At 72.2% G+C, this 15690-nt stretch carries 11 protein-coding genes; 7 read left to right on the forward strand and 4 right to left on the reverse strand.

Annotation, left to right across the window (positions count from 1 at the left end):
- Position 1 precedes the first annotated feature (1 nt).
- Both AB0412_RS03090 and AB0412_RS03095 read right to left on the reverse strand, forming a co-directional pair.
- Positions 2 to 1102 carry an ADP-ribosylglycohydrolase family protein gene (locus tag AB0412_RS03090; RefSeq protein ID WP_366400814.1) on the reverse strand — a complete coding sequence of 367 codons (1101 nt, stop codon included), beginning with the start codon at positions 1100 to 1102 and terminating at the stop codon, positions 2 to 4.
- 395 nt (positions 1103 to 1497) lie between these two features.
- Positions 1498 to 2583 (reverse strand): ADP-ribosylglycohydrolase family protein, encoded by a 1086-nt coding sequence (locus tag AB0412_RS03095; RefSeq protein ID WP_366400684.1) that lies wholly within the window; start codon positions 2581 to 2583, stop codon positions 1498 to 1500.
- 270 nt (positions 2584 to 2853) lie between these two features.
- Here AB0412_RS03095 and AB0412_RS03100 point away from each other — a divergent pair, with 270 nt between their 5' ends.
- From AB0412_RS03100 to AB0412_RS03115, 4 genes are all read left to right on the forward strand, one after another.
- Positions 2854 to 3585: a VIT1/CCC1 transporter family protein gene (locus tag AB0412_RS03100; RefSeq protein ID WP_366400685.1), complete on the forward strand. Its 732-nt coding sequence runs from the start codon at positions 2854 to 2856 to the stop codon at positions 3583 to 3585.
- 372 nt (positions 3586 to 3957) lie between these two features.
- The gene (gene gltB / locus AB0412_RS03105) at positions 3958 to 8553 is read left to right on the forward strand and encodes a glutamate synthase large subunit (protein WP_366400815.1); all 4596 of its coding nucleotides are present in this window, start codon (positions 3958 to 3960) and stop codon (positions 8551 to 8553) included.
- Positions 8546 to 10009 carry a glutamate synthase subunit beta gene (locus tag AB0412_RS03110; RefSeq protein WP_366400686.1) on the forward strand — a complete coding sequence of 488 codons (1464 nt, stop codon included), beginning with the start codon at positions 8546 to 8548 and terminating at the stop codon, positions 10007 to 10009. The genes gltB and AB0412_RS03110 overlap by 8 nt, the downstream gene beginning before the upstream one ends.
- Before the next feature lie 194 nt (positions 10010 to 10203).
- Positions 10204 to 10926 (forward strand): VWA domain-containing protein, encoded by a 723-nt coding sequence (locus AB0412_RS03115; protein WP_366400687.1) that lies wholly within the window; start codon positions 10204 to 10206, stop codon positions 10924 to 10926.
- Here AB0412_RS03115 and AB0412_RS03120 read toward each other — a convergent pair.
- Together AB0412_RS03120 and AB0412_RS03125 are read right to left on the reverse strand one after the other, a co-directional pair.
- The gene (locus AB0412_RS03120) at positions 10923 to 11870 is read right to left on the reverse strand and encodes an acyl-CoA dehydrogenase family protein (protein ID WP_366400688.1); all 948 of its coding nucleotides are present in this window, start codon (positions 11868 to 11870) and stop codon (positions 10923 to 10925) included. The two genes, AB0412_RS03115 and AB0412_RS03120, sit on opposite strands and share 4 nt — an antisense overlap.
- Entirely contained in the window at positions 11870 to 13009 is a 1140-nt protein-coding gene (locus tag AB0412_RS03125; RefSeq protein WP_366400689.1) for an acyl-CoA dehydrogenase family protein, read from the reverse strand. The genes AB0412_RS03120 and AB0412_RS03125 overlap by 1 nt, the downstream gene beginning before the upstream one ends.
- A gap of 62 nt (positions 13010 to 13071) precedes the next feature.
- Here AB0412_RS03125 and AB0412_RS03130 point away from each other — a divergent pair, with 62 nt between their 5' ends.
- From AB0412_RS03130 to AB0412_RS03140, 3 genes are read left to right on the forward strand one after another with little or no spacing between them, the layout of a single operon-like run.
- Complete coding sequence (locus AB0412_RS03130; protein ID WP_366400690.1) at positions 13072 to 13857, forward strand: SDR family oxidoreductase; 786 nt, start codon at positions 13072 to 13074, stop codon at positions 13855 to 13857.
- 27 nt (positions 13858 to 13884) lie between these two features.
- Positions 13885 to 14496, forward strand: coding sequence for a TetR/AcrR family transcriptional regulator (locus AB0412_RS03135; RefSeq protein WP_366400691.1), 612 nt, complete (start codon positions 13885 to 13887; stop codon positions 14494 to 14496).
- A 24-nt stretch (positions 14497 to 14520) separates the two neighbouring features.
- Positions 14521 to 15678 (forward strand): acetyl-CoA C-acetyltransferase, encoded by a 1158-nt coding sequence (locus AB0412_RS03140; RefSeq protein WP_366400692.1) that lies wholly within the window; start codon positions 14521 to 14523, stop codon positions 15676 to 15678.
- Positions 15679 to 15690 lie beyond the last annotated feature (12 nt).

The raw sequence follows: 15690 nt of genomic DNA on the forward strand, positions 1-15690 counted from the left end.
ATCATCCTTCCGGTGGGGTCGGGTGTGTGGCTGCCAGGAGACCGGCGAGTTCCACCAGGTCCGTTCCGGTGAGCCGGGGGAGGACGCAGCCGGAGAGGGTGCGGCAGCTCTCCCTCCAGGACGCCGGGATCGCCGTGCCGCCGCCGAGGGCGCCGGTGAGTGCTCCGGTGAGGGCCGGGGCCGAGTCCGCGACCCGGGACAGGCAGGCCGCCGCGGGGACCGCTTCCGCGATCCGGCCGGCGGCGACGGCCAGGGCGAGGGCGACGGGGACGGTCTCGGCGGCGGCGATGCCGTAGCTGTAGACGTGGTCGATGATCTGGTGCTCGAGCGGCGGTACGAGGGCGAAGGCGCTGTCGGCTGCCGCGGCGAGGGTGAGGGCGTGGCGGGCGTTGCGGCCGATCTCCGTCTCCTCGGGGAGCTCGGCGAGGGCGGCGTTCACGCAGGTGTGGACGTCCTTGCCGGCCAGCGCGAGGGAGAGGGCGGCGGCCATGGCGCGGGCGCCGTGGACTCCGTCGCCGTCCTGGGTGTAGTGGGCGTCGAACTCGGCGAGGTCGGCGGCGCGTCGCGGGTCGCCGGGGTGAGCGACGGCGAGGACGCAGGCGCGGACGCAGGCGGCGTCGTCGAAGTAGTGCGGGTTGTCGTGGCCGGTGGCGGGCGGGCGCAGGCCGGTGGCGAGGTTGCCGAGGCCGGCGCGGACGGAGATGCGGGCGCGCAGGGGGAGGACGGCGGACTCGATCTCGGGGGCCCGTTCGGTGGCGGCGGCGACCTCGCTGGCCACGGCGTTCCAGGTGAGGTCGATGGCGGCGCGGGTACGGCGTTCGCGGCTCAGGTCGGCGAGGGCGGTGTCGTCGCCGGCGCGGAGGATGGCCTCGGCGGCGAAGACGGCCCACTCGGCGTCGTCGGAGGGGCCGAGGTGGAGGGGCTCCGGGGGCTGATTGAGGGCGATGGGGACGGGGAGGGTGGTGGTGGCGTTCTGTTCGGCGAAGGTGTCGAGTTCGCGGGTGAGGCGGCGGGTCCACTCGGGCATGCGGGCGGCGCGGTGGCGGGCGGCGGGCCAGCCGGCGGCGTCGCCGAGTGCGAGGCCGAGGAGGAGGCCGGTGATGGCCTCGGCTCCGCCATCGGCCTTTTGTTTCCCACCCGCACCACCCGTGCGGCTTTCGTGGACAGGTGCGGGTGGCCCCTGTGGGGCGGTTTCGGCGTCGGCGGGTGCGGGTGGGGAGGGGGGTGTGCGGGGTTCCTGGTCGGGTGGGGGTGGTTCTTGTGGGGCGGTTTCGGCGTCGGCGGGTGCGGGTGGGGAGGGGGGTGTGCGGGGTTCGTGGTCGGGTGGGGGTGGTTCTTGTGGGGCGGTTTCGGCGTCGGCGGGTGCGGGTGGGGAGGGGGGTGTGCGGGGTTCGTGGTCGGGTGCGGGGGGTCCTTGCGGGGCGGATTCGGCGTCGGCGGTTGCAAGGGGGGTCTGTGGGGGGTGTTCGGTGTCGGTGGCTGTCAGTCCTGGGGAGTTCATGACGGGGCCTCCGTGGTGTCGTCTGCTGCCAGGACGAAGGTGTCCGGGGGCGGGGCGTCGGGGAGGAGCAGCTCGCGCGGGGTGCAGTCGGGGGCCGTCAGCAGGTCCGCGATGTCCAGGACGTGGTGGCCTGCCATCGCCGGCAGGCAGCTGCCCCTCGTCGGGCCGATGGGGGAGCTCCACGCGGCCGGGATCGCGGCCGCGCCCCCTGTCGCGCCGGACAGCGCGCCGGCCACCGCTGCCGTGGTGTCGGCGTCGCGGCCCATGTTGACGGCCATCAGGACCGCCTGTTCGAAGTCGCCGTCGGCCGCCGCGTACGCGCCGAAGGCGAGGGCGACCGCCTCGGGGGCCAGGTCGGTCCAGGGGTAGCCGCCGATGACCACGGCGGAGCGCACCGCGCGTTCGCCGAGGTGGGCGGCGGTGACCGCGCGGCGCAGGGAGCGGGCGGTCCAGGAGTCCTCGGGGACCACGGCGAGGGCGGAGGCGACGACGGCCACCACCGGCGCTCCCGCCATCGCCGCCGCGACGCCCGCCGCGACCGCCTGGCCGCCGTAGATGCCCTCGCCGTCGTGGCTGACCGAGCCGTCGATCGCCGCGAGCCGGGCCGCTTCGGCGGGGCGGCCCGCCGCGAAGACCCCGTGGGGAGCGGCGCGCATGGCCAGGCCGTCGCTCCACGCGTGGCGGTGCTGCGCGGAGACCGGGGCGGCGAGGCCCCGCCGGAGGTTTTCCAGCGTGCCCCGCTCGCTGAAGCCCGCGCCCCGGAAACGGCCCTCGGACCGGTCGGCGATCAGCTCGTGCCAGGCCGCCTCCACCAGCGCCGGCGTCAGCGCGCTGCCGTGCCGCGCGAGCAGCAGGCCCGAGAAGATCGCGTACTCCGTGTCGTCCGTGCCCGCCGGATGGTCCGTGACGTAGCCGGTGATGCGGCCCCAGCGCGCCCGGATCTCGGAGGGCTTGAGGTTCTCCGCCGGGGCGCCCAGCGCGTCGCCGACGGCCAGGCCGAGCAGCGCGCCGCGCGCCCGGTCGCGCAGCCCGACGGCGTCCCCGGGCGCCGGGACCGAGGGGATGCGGGCGGTCGATGCCATGGCGCGGCTCTCCTCTCAGGGGCGCCCCGAAAGGCGCGGAGCCCTTTGCGGAACTGTCCCCGGTGCGGTGTCCGGTGCAGCCTCACCGGTCCCAGCGTCACCCGGTCGACATCTGTGCGGCCATCTACACGGATGAGCGAAAACCGCAAAAGCGCAGGTTAGCCCAGCCTTTCCTTGCTGGCGGCGGGGAATGAGGAGGCGTAGATTTGGTGTTGTCGAAAAGTAGAACTTGTCCAAACAGCACACGTCTCAGCACCTCTGGGGGACCGCATGGCCATCATCGAGACCGAAGCCGCGCTGCACGAGGCGCACCGCGACAACCACACGCACCGGGATGTGAACGGAGGCTGGCTGCGCCCCGCGGTGTTCGGCGCGATGGACGGCCTGGTCTCCAACCTCGCCCTGATGACCGGTGTCGCCGGCGGCTCGGTCAGTCAGCAGACCGTCGTGCTCAGCGGACTCGCGGGCCTCGCCGCCGGTGCCTTCTCCATGGCCGCCGGCGAGTACACCTCCGTCGCCTCCCAGCGCGAGCTGGTCGAGGCCGAGCTGGACGTCGAGCGGCGCGAGCTGCGCAGACACCCCAAGGACGAGGAGGCCGAGCTCGCCGCGCTGTACGAGGCCCGGGGAGTCGAGCCCCGGCTGGCACGAGAGGTCGCCCGGCAGCTGTCCAAGGATCCCGAGCAGGCGCTGGAGAACCACGCCCGGGAGGAGCTGGGCATCGACCCCGGTGACCTGCCGTCGCCGACCGTCGCCGCCGTGTCGAGCTTCGGCTCCTTCGCACTGGGCGCCCTGCTGCCCGTACTGCCGTATCTGCTCGGCGCGAGCAGCCTGTGGCCGGCCGTGCTGCTGGCGCTGCTCGGACTGTTCCTGTGCGGTGCGGTGGTGGCCAAGGTGACGGCGCGGACCTGGTGGTACAGCGGGCTCCGGCAGCTCGCCCTCGGTGGCGCCGCGGCCGGTGTGACGTACGCCCTGGGCTCCCTGTTCGGAACGGCCGTAGGATGATCGGGCTCGGCACCTATGCGGAGGTCCGCATAAATAGTCGTTACTCGCTGGTTTCGACCGCGTGACCACCGGGCATGAGCCGTAAGCGCTGTGGGCAATGAGGCCCGCGGCGTGACAGCGGAGCGGGCGACGGCGCCCTCTCCGCCCCTCGGGCCGGCGGACATCGATCTGTCCGACTCGGTCCCCATAGCTTCCACCGCCAGGCGCGGAACCCCGCCGCGACCTCATGCGGTGTCCGCATGTTGGAACGGATTATCCCGGTTCCCGAGAACCGCTCCATCATGTAACCTGCACGAAATTTCGCATCCACGCAGAGGGCCAACGTCGTCCCTCGGCACTTGCACATGCCACATGACGACGACGGGAGAGCCGATGCGTACGCCGCGCCAGCCGTCCCAGCATTCCGCGAATGGCCAGAACTGGTCCTTCATGGATGCTCGCCCTGCTGCGCAGGGTATGTACGACCCCCGCAACGAGCACGACGCCTGCGGCGTCGGCTTCGTCGCCACCCTCACCGGCGAGGCGTCCCACACCCTGGTCGAGCAGGCCCTCACCGTCCTGCGCAACCTCGAGCACCGCGGTGCCACCGGCTCCGAGCCGGACTCCGGTGACGGTGCCGGCATCCTCTCCCAGGTCCCGGACGCCTTCTTCCGTGAGGTGGCCGGATTCGAGCTGCCCGAGGCCGGCGGCTACGCCGTCGGTATCGCCTTCCTGCCCACGGACGGCACCGACGAGGCCGCTGCCCGGATCGACGCGATCGCCGCCGAGGAGGGCCTGAGCGTCCTCGGCTGGCGCGAGGTGCCGGTCGCGCCCGAACTGCTCGGCGCCACCGCCCGCTCCACCATGCCGGTCTTCCGCCAGATCTTCGTCACCGACGGGGCGAGCCAGGGCATCGACCTCGACCGCAAGGCGTTCGCGCTGCGCAAGCGCGCCGAGCGCGAGGTCGGCGTCTACTTCCCCTCGCTGTCCGCGCGGACGATCGTCTACAAGGGCATGCTGACCACCGGCCAGCTCGAGCCGTTCTTCCCGGACCTGTCCGACCGCCGCTTCGGCTCCGCGATCGCGCTGGTGCACTCCCGGTTCTCCACGAACACCTTCCCGTCGTGGCCGCTCGCGCACCCCTACCGGTTCGTCGCGCACAACGGTGAGATCAACACCGTCAAGGGCAACCGCAACTGGATGGCGGCCCGCGAGTCGCAGCTCGTCTCCGACCTGTTCGGCGACCAGGAGAAGATCGACCGGATCTTCCCGATCTGCACGCCGGACGCCTCCGACTCCGCGTCCTTCGACGAGGTGCTCGAACTGCTGCACCTCGGCGGGCGTTCGCTGCCGCACTCGGTGCTGATGATGATTCCGGAGGCGTGGGAGAACCACGACTCCATGGACCCGGCCCGGCGCGCCTTCTACCAGTACCACTCCACGATGATGGAGCCCTGGGACGGCCCGGCCTGCGTCACCTTCACCGACGGCACCCAGGTCGGCGCGGTCCTCGACCGCAACGGCCTGCGCCCCGGCCGCTACTGGGTCACCGACGACGGCCTCGTCGTCCTCGGCTCCGAGGTCGGCGTCCTCGACATCGACCCGGCGAAGGTCGTCCGCAAGGGCCGCCTCCAGCCCGGCCGCATGTTCCTCGTGGACACCGCCGAGCACCGGATCATCGAGGACGACGAGATCAAGGCCCAGCTCGCCGCCGAGCACCCCTACGCGGAGTGGCTCGAGGCCGGCGAGATCGAGCTGAGCGACCTGCCCGAGCGTGAGCACATCGTGCACACGCACGCCTCGGTCACCCGCCGCCAGCAGACCTTCGGGTACACCGAGGAGGAGCTGCGCGTCATCCTCGCGCCGATGGCCAAGGCCGGCGCCGAGCCGATCGGCTCGATGGGCACCGACTCGCCCATCGCCGCGCTGAGCGAGCGCCCGCGCCTGCTGTTCGACTACTTCACCCAGCTGTTCGCGCAGGTCACCAACCCGCCGCTGGACGCGATCCGTGAGGAGCTGGTCACCTCCCTGCGCAGCTCGCTGGGCCCCGAGGGCAACCTGCTGGAGCCCACGGCAGCCTCCTGTCGCTCCGTCGTGCTGCCGTTCCCGGTGATCGACAACGACGAGCTGGCCAAGCTCATCCACATCAACGCCGACGGCGACATGCCCGGCTTCAAGGCCGCGACCCTGTCCGGCCTGTACCGGGTGCACGGCGGCGGTGACGCGCTCGCCGCGCGCATCGAGGAGATCTGCGCCGAGGCCGACGCCGCCATAGAGAACGGCGCCCGCCTGATCGTCCTCTCCGACCGGCACTCCGACGCCGAGCACGCGCCGATCCCGTCGCTGCTGCTCACCGCGGCCGTCCACCACCACCTCATCCGCACCAAGCAGCGCACCCAGGTGGGCCTGCTGGTCGAGGCCGGGGACGTCCGCGAGGTCCACCACGTCGCCCTGCTGATCGGCTACGGCGCCGCCGCCGTCAACCCGTACCTGGCGATGGAGTCCGTCGAGGACCTGGTCCGCGCCGGCACCTTCCTGCCCGGCATCGAGCCCGAGCAGGCCATCCGCAACCTGATCTACGCCCTCGGCAAGGGCGTCCTGAAGGTCATGTCCAAGATGGGCATCTCCACCGTCGCCTCCTACCGCGGCGCCCAGGTCTTCGAGGCCGTCGGTCTCGACGAGGCCTTCGTGGAGAAGTACTTCAACGGCACCGCCACCAAGATCGGCGGCGTCGGCATCGACGTCATCGCCAAGGAGGTCGCCGCCCGCCACGCCAAGGCGTACCCGGCCTCCGGCATCGCTCCGGCGCACCGCGCCCTGGAGATCGGCGGCGAGTACCAGTGGCGGCGCGAGGGCGAGCCGCACCTGTTCGACCCGGAGACGGTCTTCCGTCTCCAGCACTCCACGCGCACCGGCCGCTACGACATCTTCAAGAAGTACACCGAGCGCGTGAACGAGCAGTCCGAGCGGCTGATGACGCTGCGCGGCCTCTTCGGCTTCAAGAGCGACCGCGGACCCATCCCGATCGAGGAGGTCGAGCCGGTCTCCGCGATCGTCAAGCGGTTCTCCACGGGCGCCATGTCGTACGGCTCCATCTCCCAGGAGGCGCACGAGACCCTCGCCATCGCCATGAACCAGCTGGGCGGCAAGTCCAACACCGGTGAGGGCGGCGAGGACCCGGAGCGCCTGTACGACCCGGCACGCCGTTCGTCGATCAAGCAGGTCGCCTCCGGCCGCTTCGGTGTGACCAGCGAGTACCTGGTCAACTCCGACGACATCCAGATCAAGATGGCCCAGGGCGCCAAGCCCGGCGAGGGCGGCCAGCTGCCCGGCCACAAGGTCTACCCGTGGGTCGCCAAGACGCGTCACTCGACGCCGGGCGTCGGCCTCATCTCGCCGCCGCCGCACCACGACATCTACTCCATCGAGGACCTCGCCCAGCTGATCCACGACCTGAAGAACGCCAACCCCGAGGCGCGCATTCACGTCAAGCTGGTCTCCGAGGTCGGCGTCGGCACCGTCGCCGCGGGTGTCTCCAAGGCCCACGCGGACGTCGTGCTGATCTCCGGCCACGACGGCGGCACGGGCGCCTCGCCGCTCACCTCGCTGAAGCACGCCGGCGGTCCCTGGGAGCTCGGTCTGGCCGAGACCCAGCAGACGCTGCTGCTCAACGGCCTGCGCGACCGGATCGTGGTGCAGACCGACGGCCAGCTCAAGACCGGCCGCGACGTGGTCATCGCCGCGCTGCTCGGCGCCGAGGAGTTCGGTTTCGCGACCGCGCCGCTCGTCGTCTCCGGCTGCGTCATGATGCGCGTCTGCCACCTGGACACCTGCCCGGTCGGCATCGCCACCCAGAACCCGACGCTGCGCGACCGGTTCTCCGGCAAGGCCGAGTACGTGGTGAACTTCTTCGAGTTCATCGCGCAGGAGGTCCGCGAGCTGTTGGCCGAGCTGGGCTTCCGCTCCATCGAGGAGGCCGTCGGCCACGCCGAGGTCCTCGACGTCACCCGCGCGGTGAACCACTGGAAGGCGCAGGGCCTGGAGCTCGCCCCGCTCTTCCACGTGCCCGAGCTGCCCGAGGGCGCGGTCCGCCACCAGGTGATCGCCCAGGACCACGGCCTGGAGAAGGCGCTCGACAACGAGCTGATCAAGCTCGCCGCCGACGCCCTGTCCGCCGCGGGCGCCGAAGAGGCCCAGCCGGTGCGCGCGCAGGTCGCCATCCGCAACATCAACCGCACGGTCGGCACCATGCTCGGCCACGAGGTGACCAAGAAGTTCGGCGGTGCGGGCCTGCCCGACGACACCATCGACATCACCTTCACCGGCTCCGCCGGCCAGTCGTTCGGCGCCTTCATCCCGCGCGGTGTCACGCTGCGCCTGGAGGGCGACGCCAACGACTACGTCGGCAAGGGCCTCTCGGGCGGCCGGATCGTCGTCCGCCCGGACCGCGGCGCCGATCACCTCGCCGAGTACAGCGTGATCGCGGGCAACACCCTCGCGTACGGCGCCACCGGCGGCGAGATGTTCCTGCGCGGCAAGGTCGGCGAGCGCTTCTGCGTCCGCAACTCCGGCGCGCTGGTCGTCTCCGAGGGCGTGGGCGACCACGGCTGCGAGTACATGACCGGCGGTCACGCGGTCGTCCTCGGCGAGACCGGGCGGAACTTCGCGGCCGGTATGTCCGGCGGCATCGCGTACGTCATCGACCTCGACCGGGACAACGTCAACGTCGGCAACCTGGACGCCGTGCACGCCCTGGACGAGGCCGACAAGCAGTGGCTGCACGACGTCGTCCGCCGGCACCAGGAGGAGACCGGCTCCACCGTCGCCGAGAAGCTCCTGGCCGAGTGGGACACGGCCGTCGAGCGCTTCAGCAAGATCATCCCCAGTACGTACAAGGCAGTGCTCGCCGCCAAGGACGCCGCCGAGCGAGCCGGTCTCTCCGAGTCCGAGACCCACGAGAAGATGATGGAGGCGGCGATCAATGGCTGACCCGAAGGGCTTTTTGAACCACGGCCGCGAGGTCGCCAAGTCCCGTCCGGTCGAGGAGCGCGTCAAGGACTGGAACGAGGTCTACGTCCCCGGCTCCCTGCTGCCGATCATCAGCAAGCAGGCCAGCCGGTGCATGGACTGCGGCATCCCGTTCTGCCACAACGGCTGCCCGCTCGGGAACCTCATCCCGGAGTGGAACGACTACGCCTACCGCGAGGACTGGGCGGCGGCGTCCGAGCGCCTGCACGCCACCAACAACTTCCCGGAGTTCACCGGCCGCCTGTGCCCGGCTCCGTGCGAGTCGGCGTGCGTGCTCGGCATCAACCAGCCGCCGGTCACCATCAAGAACGTCGAGGTCTCGATCATCGACAAGGCGTGGGAGACCGGTGACGTCGAGCCGCAGATCCCCGAGCGCCTGTCCGGCAAGACCGTCGCGGTCGTCGGCTCGGGCCCCGCGGGCCTGGCCGCCGCGCAGCAGCTGACCCGGGCCGGCCACACCGTCGCCGTCTACGAGCGCGCGGACCGCATCGGTGGCCTCCTCCGGTACGGCATCCCCGAGTTCAAGATGGAGAAGCGGCACATCAACCGCCGCATCGAGCAGATGCGGGCGGAGGGCACCAAGTTCCGCACGGGCATCGAGATCGGCCGCGACATGCCGGCGACGGCGCTGCGCAAGCGGTACGACGCCGTGGTCCTCGCGGTGGGCGCCACGACCGCGCGGGACCTGCCGGTGCCGGGCCGTGAGCTCAAGGGCATCTACCAGGCCATGGAGTACCTGCCGCTGGCCAACAAGGTGCAGGAGGGCGACTACGTCTCCCCGCCCGTCTCGGCCGAGGGCAAGCACGTCGTGGTGATCGGCGGCGGCGACACCGGCGCGGACTGCGTGGGCACCGCCCACCGCCAGGGCGCGGCGTCGGTGACCCAGCTGGAGATCATGCCCCGTCCCAACGAGGAGCGGGACGCGGTCTCCCAGCCGTGGCCGACCTTCCCGATGCTCTACAAGGTCACCAGCGCCCACGAGGAGGGCGGTGAGCGGGTCTACTCCGTCTCCACCACCCACTTCGAGGGCGACGAGGACGGCAACGTCCAGTGGCTGCACCTGACCGAGGTCGAGTTCGTCGACGGCAAGCTCACGCAGAAGCCGGGCACCGAGCGCAAGATCCCGGCGCAGCTCGTCACTCTGGCGATGGGCTTCACCGGTACGGACCGGGAGAACGGGCTGGTCGAGCAGTTCGGCCTGGAGCTGGACGAGCGCGGTAACATCGCCCGCGACGCCGACTTCCAGACCAATGTGCCGGGTGTGTTCGTCGCCGGTGACGCGGGGCGCGGTCAGTCGCTCATCGTGTGGGCCATCGCCGAGGGGCGCTCCGCGGCTCGGGGGTGCGACCGGTTCCTCACGGGTGCGAGTGATCTGCCGGCGCCGATCCGGCCGACGGACCGGGCGTTGACTGTCTGACACATCCTCATATACGTCCCGCACAAAGGCGTGCGGAACACTGACGGCGCCTGCCGGCTGTCCCCGACCGGACCTTGGCAGGCGCCGTCGCATGTGCGGGTTGTCTGTGGCTTGTCGCGCCCACGCGGCGGAGCCGTATATCAGCAGAGCCCCGCGCCCCTAACGGGGCGCTGTTGTTGCCGTAGGGTGCCGGCATGGCCGCGATCAGTCTGAGCAAGGTCGAGGAGACGGCGCCCGCGCTCGTCAGTCTCTACAAGACCGCCGGGGTTTCCCTTGCCAAGCACGGGATGGACGGGGTGCGGGCCGCGGTCTATCTCGTGGTCGACTACTCCGGGTCGATGAAGCCGTACTACAAGGACGGCAGTGTGCAGGCTCTTGCCGATCGGGTGCTGGGGCTGTCCGCGCACCTCGATGACGACGGGACCGTGCCGGTCGTCTTCTTCTCGACCGATGTGGACGCCGTCACCGACATCGCGCTGGCCGACCACCGAGGGCGCGTCGAGCGGATCGTGGCCGGGCTCGGGCACATGGGGAAGACCAGCTATCACCTGGCCATGGACGCCGTCATCGACCACTACCTGGACAGCGGGTCCACGCAGCCGGCGCTGGTCGTCTTCCAGACCGACGGCGGGCCCATCAACCGGCTCGCCGCGGAGCGGTATCTGTGCAAGGCGGCGCGGCTGCCGCTGTTCTGGCAGTTCATCGGGTTCGGCGACCCGGGCAGCCGGCAGTTCGACTATCTGCGCAAGCTGGACGAGCTGGCCGTGCCGGACAAGCGGGTCGTCGACAACGCCGGCTTCTTCCACGCCGGTTCGGACCCCCGGAAGGTCTCGGACGCCGAGCTGTACGACCGACTGGTGGGCGAGTTCCCCAAGTGGCTGGTGGCGGCGCGGGCGCAGGGGATCGTGCGGAGTTAGCCGATGCCGGCGACCATCGCCCGGCACTCCTGCGGTGTGCCCCACGCCGTGCGCAGGGCGCGCGCCTTGGTGAGCCACAGGGACAGGTCGTACTCCGCCGTGTAGCCGAGCGCGCCGTGCAGCTGGAGTGCCGTGCGGGCCGTGGTGTACGCCGCGTCGCATGCCGCCGCCTTCGCCGCGGCCACGTCCGCCGGGGCCAGCGTCAGGGCCGCTCCGAAGACCAGCGGGCGGGCGAACCCCAGGGCGATCGCGGCGTCCGCGAGCCGGTGCTTGACCGCCTGGAAGGAGCCGACGGGTACGCCGAACTGCGTGCGCTGCCCGACGTACGCGACCGTGCGGTCGAGCAGGGCGAGGCCCACGCCGAGAGCCTGCGCCGCCGTGGCGAGGCGGGCCCAGCTCAGGGCGAGGGGCAGGGACGGGTCGGGGGTGAGGAGTTCGCCGCCGGGGGAGAGCCGGGTGAGCCTGCGGGCGGGGTCGAGCGAGGCGTGCACGGGGCCGTGGCCCGGGGCGAGGCTCAGGCCCTCGGGGGACCAGGTGAGGCGGATCGCCGCCGCGTCGCCGTCCAGGGCGTACGCCCCCTCCGGCGCCGCCGTCGCCATCGCCTCACCGGAGAGCAACGCCGGCAGAAGGTGCTTGGCGGGCGCCGGTTCGCTGAGCAGGACCGCCGCCATGGCCGTCTCCACCAGCGGGCCCGGCACCGCGTGCCGGCCCAGCTCCACGAAGGCGACCGCCAGCTCGGCGGGGCGTCGGCCCAGCCCGCCGTACGCCTCCGGAACGGCCAGCGCGAAGACACCCGCCTCCGCGACACGGCCCCACACCTCCCGGCCGCGCGCCCGCGCACCCCGGCTCCAGTCGCGTATCACCGCCGGGGTGCCGGCCGCGGTGAGCATGGCGTCCAGCGAGGCGGCGAAGGCACGTTGCTCGGCGTCCGGCAGGAAGCGCATCAGCGGCGTCCCTTCGGCAGGCCGAGCAGCCGCTCGGCGATGATGTCGCGCTGGATCTCGTTGGTGCCCGCGTAGACCGGCCCGGCGAGCGCGAAGACATAGCGCTCGGCCCAGTCCCCCGCCGCCAACTCGCCCTCCGGGCCCAGCAGATCGAGCGCCGTCTCCTGCAGGGCGAGGTCGTACTCCGACCAGAAGACCTTGTTCACGCTGGCCTCCGGGCCGAGCGGCTCGCCGTCCAGGAGGCGGGAGGCCGCCGCGTAGGCGAACAGCTGATACGCGCGGGCGCCGATCAGGGCGTCCGCCACCCGGTGCTCCGCCCAGGACGGGCTCCCCCGCGACCGCCACAGCTCCCGCAGGGCCCGCGCGGCGGCGAGATAGCGGCCGGGGGAGCGGAGCATCAGCCCGCGTTCGTTGCCCGCGGCGGCCATGGCGATCCGCCAGCCCTCGCCCGGCGCCCCGATCACGTCCCGGTCCGGCACGAACACGGCGTCCAGGAGGAGTTCCGCGAACGCCGGTCTCCCGTCGAGGCGCGCGATCGGGCGCACCGTGACGCCGGGCGCGCGCAGGTCGAACATGAGGTACGTCAGGCCCTGGTGGGGCCGCGGGGTGTCCGGATCGCTGCGGAACAGGCCGAAGGCCCGGTCGGCGAAGGCCGCGCGGGACGACCACGTCTTGTGCCCGTGCAGCAGCCAGCCGCCCTCCGTGCGCACGGCTCTGGAGCGCAGGGCGGCGAGGTCGGACCCGGCCCCGGGCTCCGACCACGCCTGCGCCCAGACGACGTCCCCGCGCGCCATCGGCGGCAGCACGCGCGCCCGCTGCTCCGCCGTGCCGTGGTCGAAGAGCGTGGGCGCGAGCAGGCTGATGCCGTTCTGGCCGACCCGGCCCGGGGCGCCCGCCGCGTAGTACTCCTCCTCGAAGAGCAGCCAGCGGACCAGGCCCGTGTCCCGTCCGCCGTACACGGCCGGCCAGTGCACCACCGACCAGCGGTCCGCGGCCAGTTCGGCCTCCCACGCGCGATGCTCCCGGAAGCCCTCCTCGGTCTCCAGGGAGGGCAGCGGTGCGGCCGGCACATGCGCGCGGAGCCAGGCGCGCGCCTCGGCCCGGAAGGCGTCCTCCTCCTCGGTGAAGGCGAGATCCATCGCTACCCCCGGCTCCTGACGACGCCTTCCCTAACAACTGTTTGGTAGGTTAGCGTGCCTCCATGACAGGCGTCGAGAGCCCTGCGTACGTCCCCGGCCACGGGCTGCTGGCGGGCCGCACCGCCGTGGTCACCGCCGCCGCGGGCGCGGGTATCGGCGGTGCCACCGCCCGGCGGTTCCTGGAGGAGGGCGCGCGGGTGCTGATCAGCGACGCGCACGCGCGGCGGCTGAAGGAGCACGAGAGCGAGCTGGGCCGGAGCTTTCCGGGAGCGGTGGCGGCCGTCGGCTGTGACGTCACCGACGAGACACAGGTGGGGGCGCTGTTCGACGCGGCCGTCCGGCTGCACGGGCGGCTCGACATCGTGGTCAACAACGCCGGTCTCGGCGGCACGTCGGCGCTCGTCGACATGACCGACGCGCAGTGGACGAAGGTGCTGGACGTGACGCTGAACGGCACGTTCCGCTGCACTCGCGCAGCCCTGCGCCGGATGCGGGAGACCGGCGGCGGCGTGATCGTCAACAACGCCTCCGTCGTCGGCTGGCGCGCCCAGGCGGGACAGGCCCACTACGCCGCCGCGAAAGCGGGCGTGATGGCGCTGACCCGGTGCGCGGCGGTGGAGGCGGCCGAGTACGGGGTGCGGGTCAACGCGGTCGCGCCGAGCCTCGCCCTGCACCCCCACCTGGCCAAGGTGACGACGCCCGGACTGCTGGAGGAACTCACCGCCCGCGAGGCGTTCGGGCGGCACGCCGAGCCGTGGGAGGTGGCCAACGTGATCGTGTTCCTGGCGTCCGGCTACTCCTCGTACATGACCGGCGAGGTCGTCTCCGTCAGCAGCCGGCACCCCTAGGGCGGGGCGACCACCACAATGGATGCCGTGCCGACCAAGAAGAAGCCCCAGGTGACCGCGGCGCCCGCACGGCGCGGTGAACTCCTCGCCACCGCCGCCGAGGTGTTCGCCGAGCAGGGCTACAAAGCCACCACCGTCCGCAGGATCGCCGACCACGCGGGCATGCTCGCGGGCAGCCTCTACTACCACTTCGACTCCAAGGAGTCGATGCTGGAGGAGATCCTGCGCACCTTCCTCGACGAGCTCTGGGACGGGTACGACGCCGTGCTCGGCGCCGGGCTCGGGCCGCGGGAGACCCTGGAAGCCCTCGTCACCGAGTCGTTCCGGGAGATCGACCGGCACCGTGCCGCCGTCGCGATCTACCAGAAGGAGTCCAGGCAGCTCGCGGCGCAGGAGCGGTTCGCCTTCCTCGCCGAGTCACAGCGCAGGTTCGAGAAGACGTGGCTCGCCACGCTGGAACGCGGGGTCACCGAAGGCGCCTTCCGTGACGATCTCGACGTCCGGCTGACCTACCGGTTCGTGCGCGACACGGTGTGGGTCGCCGCGTCCTGGTACCGGCCGGGCGGGCAGCACAGCCCCGAGGAGATCGCGCGGCAGTACCTGTCGATGGTCCTGGACGGAATCGCCGTACGCGAATGACCCTTCCGCCACGAGGGAGTTGCCATGGCCGAGGCCTACATCGTCGAAGCGGTCCGTACGCCCGTGGGGCGGCGCGGGGGAGGGCTGAGCGGGGTCCACCCGGCCGATCTCGGCGCGCTGGTGCTGAAGGAGCTGATCTCCCGTGCGGGCGTCGATCCGGCGGCCGTCGAGGACGTGGTGTTCGGCTGCCTGGACGCGGTGGGGCCGCAGGCCGGGGACATCGCGCGGACCTGCTGGCTGGCGGCCGGACTGCCCGAGGAGGTGCCGGGCGTGACGGTGGACCGGCAGTGCGGATCCTCGCAGCAGGCGGTGCACTTCGCCGCGCAGGCGGTGCTGTCCGGCACGCAGGACCTCGTGGTCGCCGGGGGCGTGCAGAACATGTCGCAGATCCCGATCGCCTACGCCACCCGGCAGGCCGCCGAGCCGCTGGGCTTCACGCAGGGGCCGTTCGCGGGCAGCGCGGGCTGGCGGGCCCGCTACGGGGACCGGCCGGTGAACCAGTTCGCCGGGGCCGAGATGATCGCCGCGAAGTGGGGGATCGGCCGGCGCGAGCAGGAGGAGTTCGCGCTGCGCTCGCACCGGCGGGCGGTGCGGGCGATCGACGAGGGCCGATTCGAGCGGGAGACCGTGCCCTGCGGTGACGTCACGACCGACGAGGGCCCGCGCCGGGACACCTCCCTGGAGAAGATGGCCGCGCTGGAACCGGTCCTCGACGGCGGCACCGTCACCGCCGCCTGCTCCTCCCAGGTCTCCGACGGCGCGGCGGCCCTGCTGCTGGCCTCCGAGCGGGCGGTACGCGACCACGGGCTCACCCCCCGGGCCCGCGTGCACCACCTCTCGGTGCGCGGCGAGGACCCGATCCGCATGCTCACCGCCCCCATCCCCGCGACCGCCCACGCCCTGAAGAAGACGGGACTGTCCCTGGACGACATCGACCTCGTCGAGATCAACGAGGCCTTCGCACCGGTCGTCCTGGCCTGGCTGAAGGAGACCGGCGCGGACCCGGCCAAGGTCAACGTCAACGGCGGCGCGATCGCCCTCGGCCACCCGCTGGGCGCGACCGGCGCCAAGCTGATGACCACCCTCCTCCACGAACTGGAGCGCACCGCCGGCCGCTACGCCCTCCAGACCATGTGCGAGGGCGGCGGCCAGGCGAATGTGACGATCATCGAACGGGTCTGAGTGAAGCGGGCG

This window comes from Streptomyces sp. NPDC052012, from assembly GCF_040689265.1.
Lineage (GTDB): Bacteria > Actinomycetota > Actinomycetes > Streptomycetales > Streptomycetaceae > Streptomyces.

Excerpts from the sequence above, each read along its gene's own strand:
- AB0412_RS03115 (WP_366400687.1), top strand. The coding sequence starts at position 10,204 with ATGGCCGCGATCAGTCTGAGCAAGGTCGAGGAGACGGCGCCCGCGCTC.
- AB0412_RS03100 (WP_366400685.1), top strand. The coding sequence starts at position 2,854 with ATGGCCATCATCGAGACCGAAGCCGCGCTGCACGAGGCGCACCGCGAC.
- AB0412_RS03125 (WP_366400689.1), bottom strand. The coding sequence starts at position 13,009 with ATGGATCTCGCCTTCACCGAGGAGGAGGACGCCTTCCGGGCCGAGGCG.
- AB0412_RS03130 (WP_366400690.1), top strand. The coding sequence starts at position 13,072 with ATGACAGGCGTCGAGAGCCCTGCGTACGTCCCCGGCCACGGGCTGCTG.
- AB0412_RS03095 (WP_366400684.1), bottom strand. The coding sequence starts at position 2,583 with ATGGCATCGACCGCCCGCATCCCCTCGGTCCCGGCGCCCGGGGACGCC.
- AB0412_RS03120 (WP_366400688.1), bottom strand. The coding sequence starts at position 11,870 with ATGCGCTTCCTGCCGGACGCCGAGCAACGTGCCTTCGCCGCCTCGCTG.
- gltB (WP_366400815.1), top strand. The coding sequence starts at position 3,958 with ATGCGTACGCCGCGCCAGCCGTCCCAGCATTCCGCGAATGGCCAGAAC.
- AB0412_RS03140 (WP_366400692.1), top strand. The coding sequence starts at position 14,521 with ATGGCCGAGGCCTACATCGTCGAAGCGGTCCGTACGCCCGTGGGGCGG.
- AB0412_RS03110 (WP_366400686.1), top strand. The coding sequence starts at position 8,546 with ATGGCTGACCCGAAGGGCTTTTTGAACCACGGCCGCGAGGTCGCCAAG.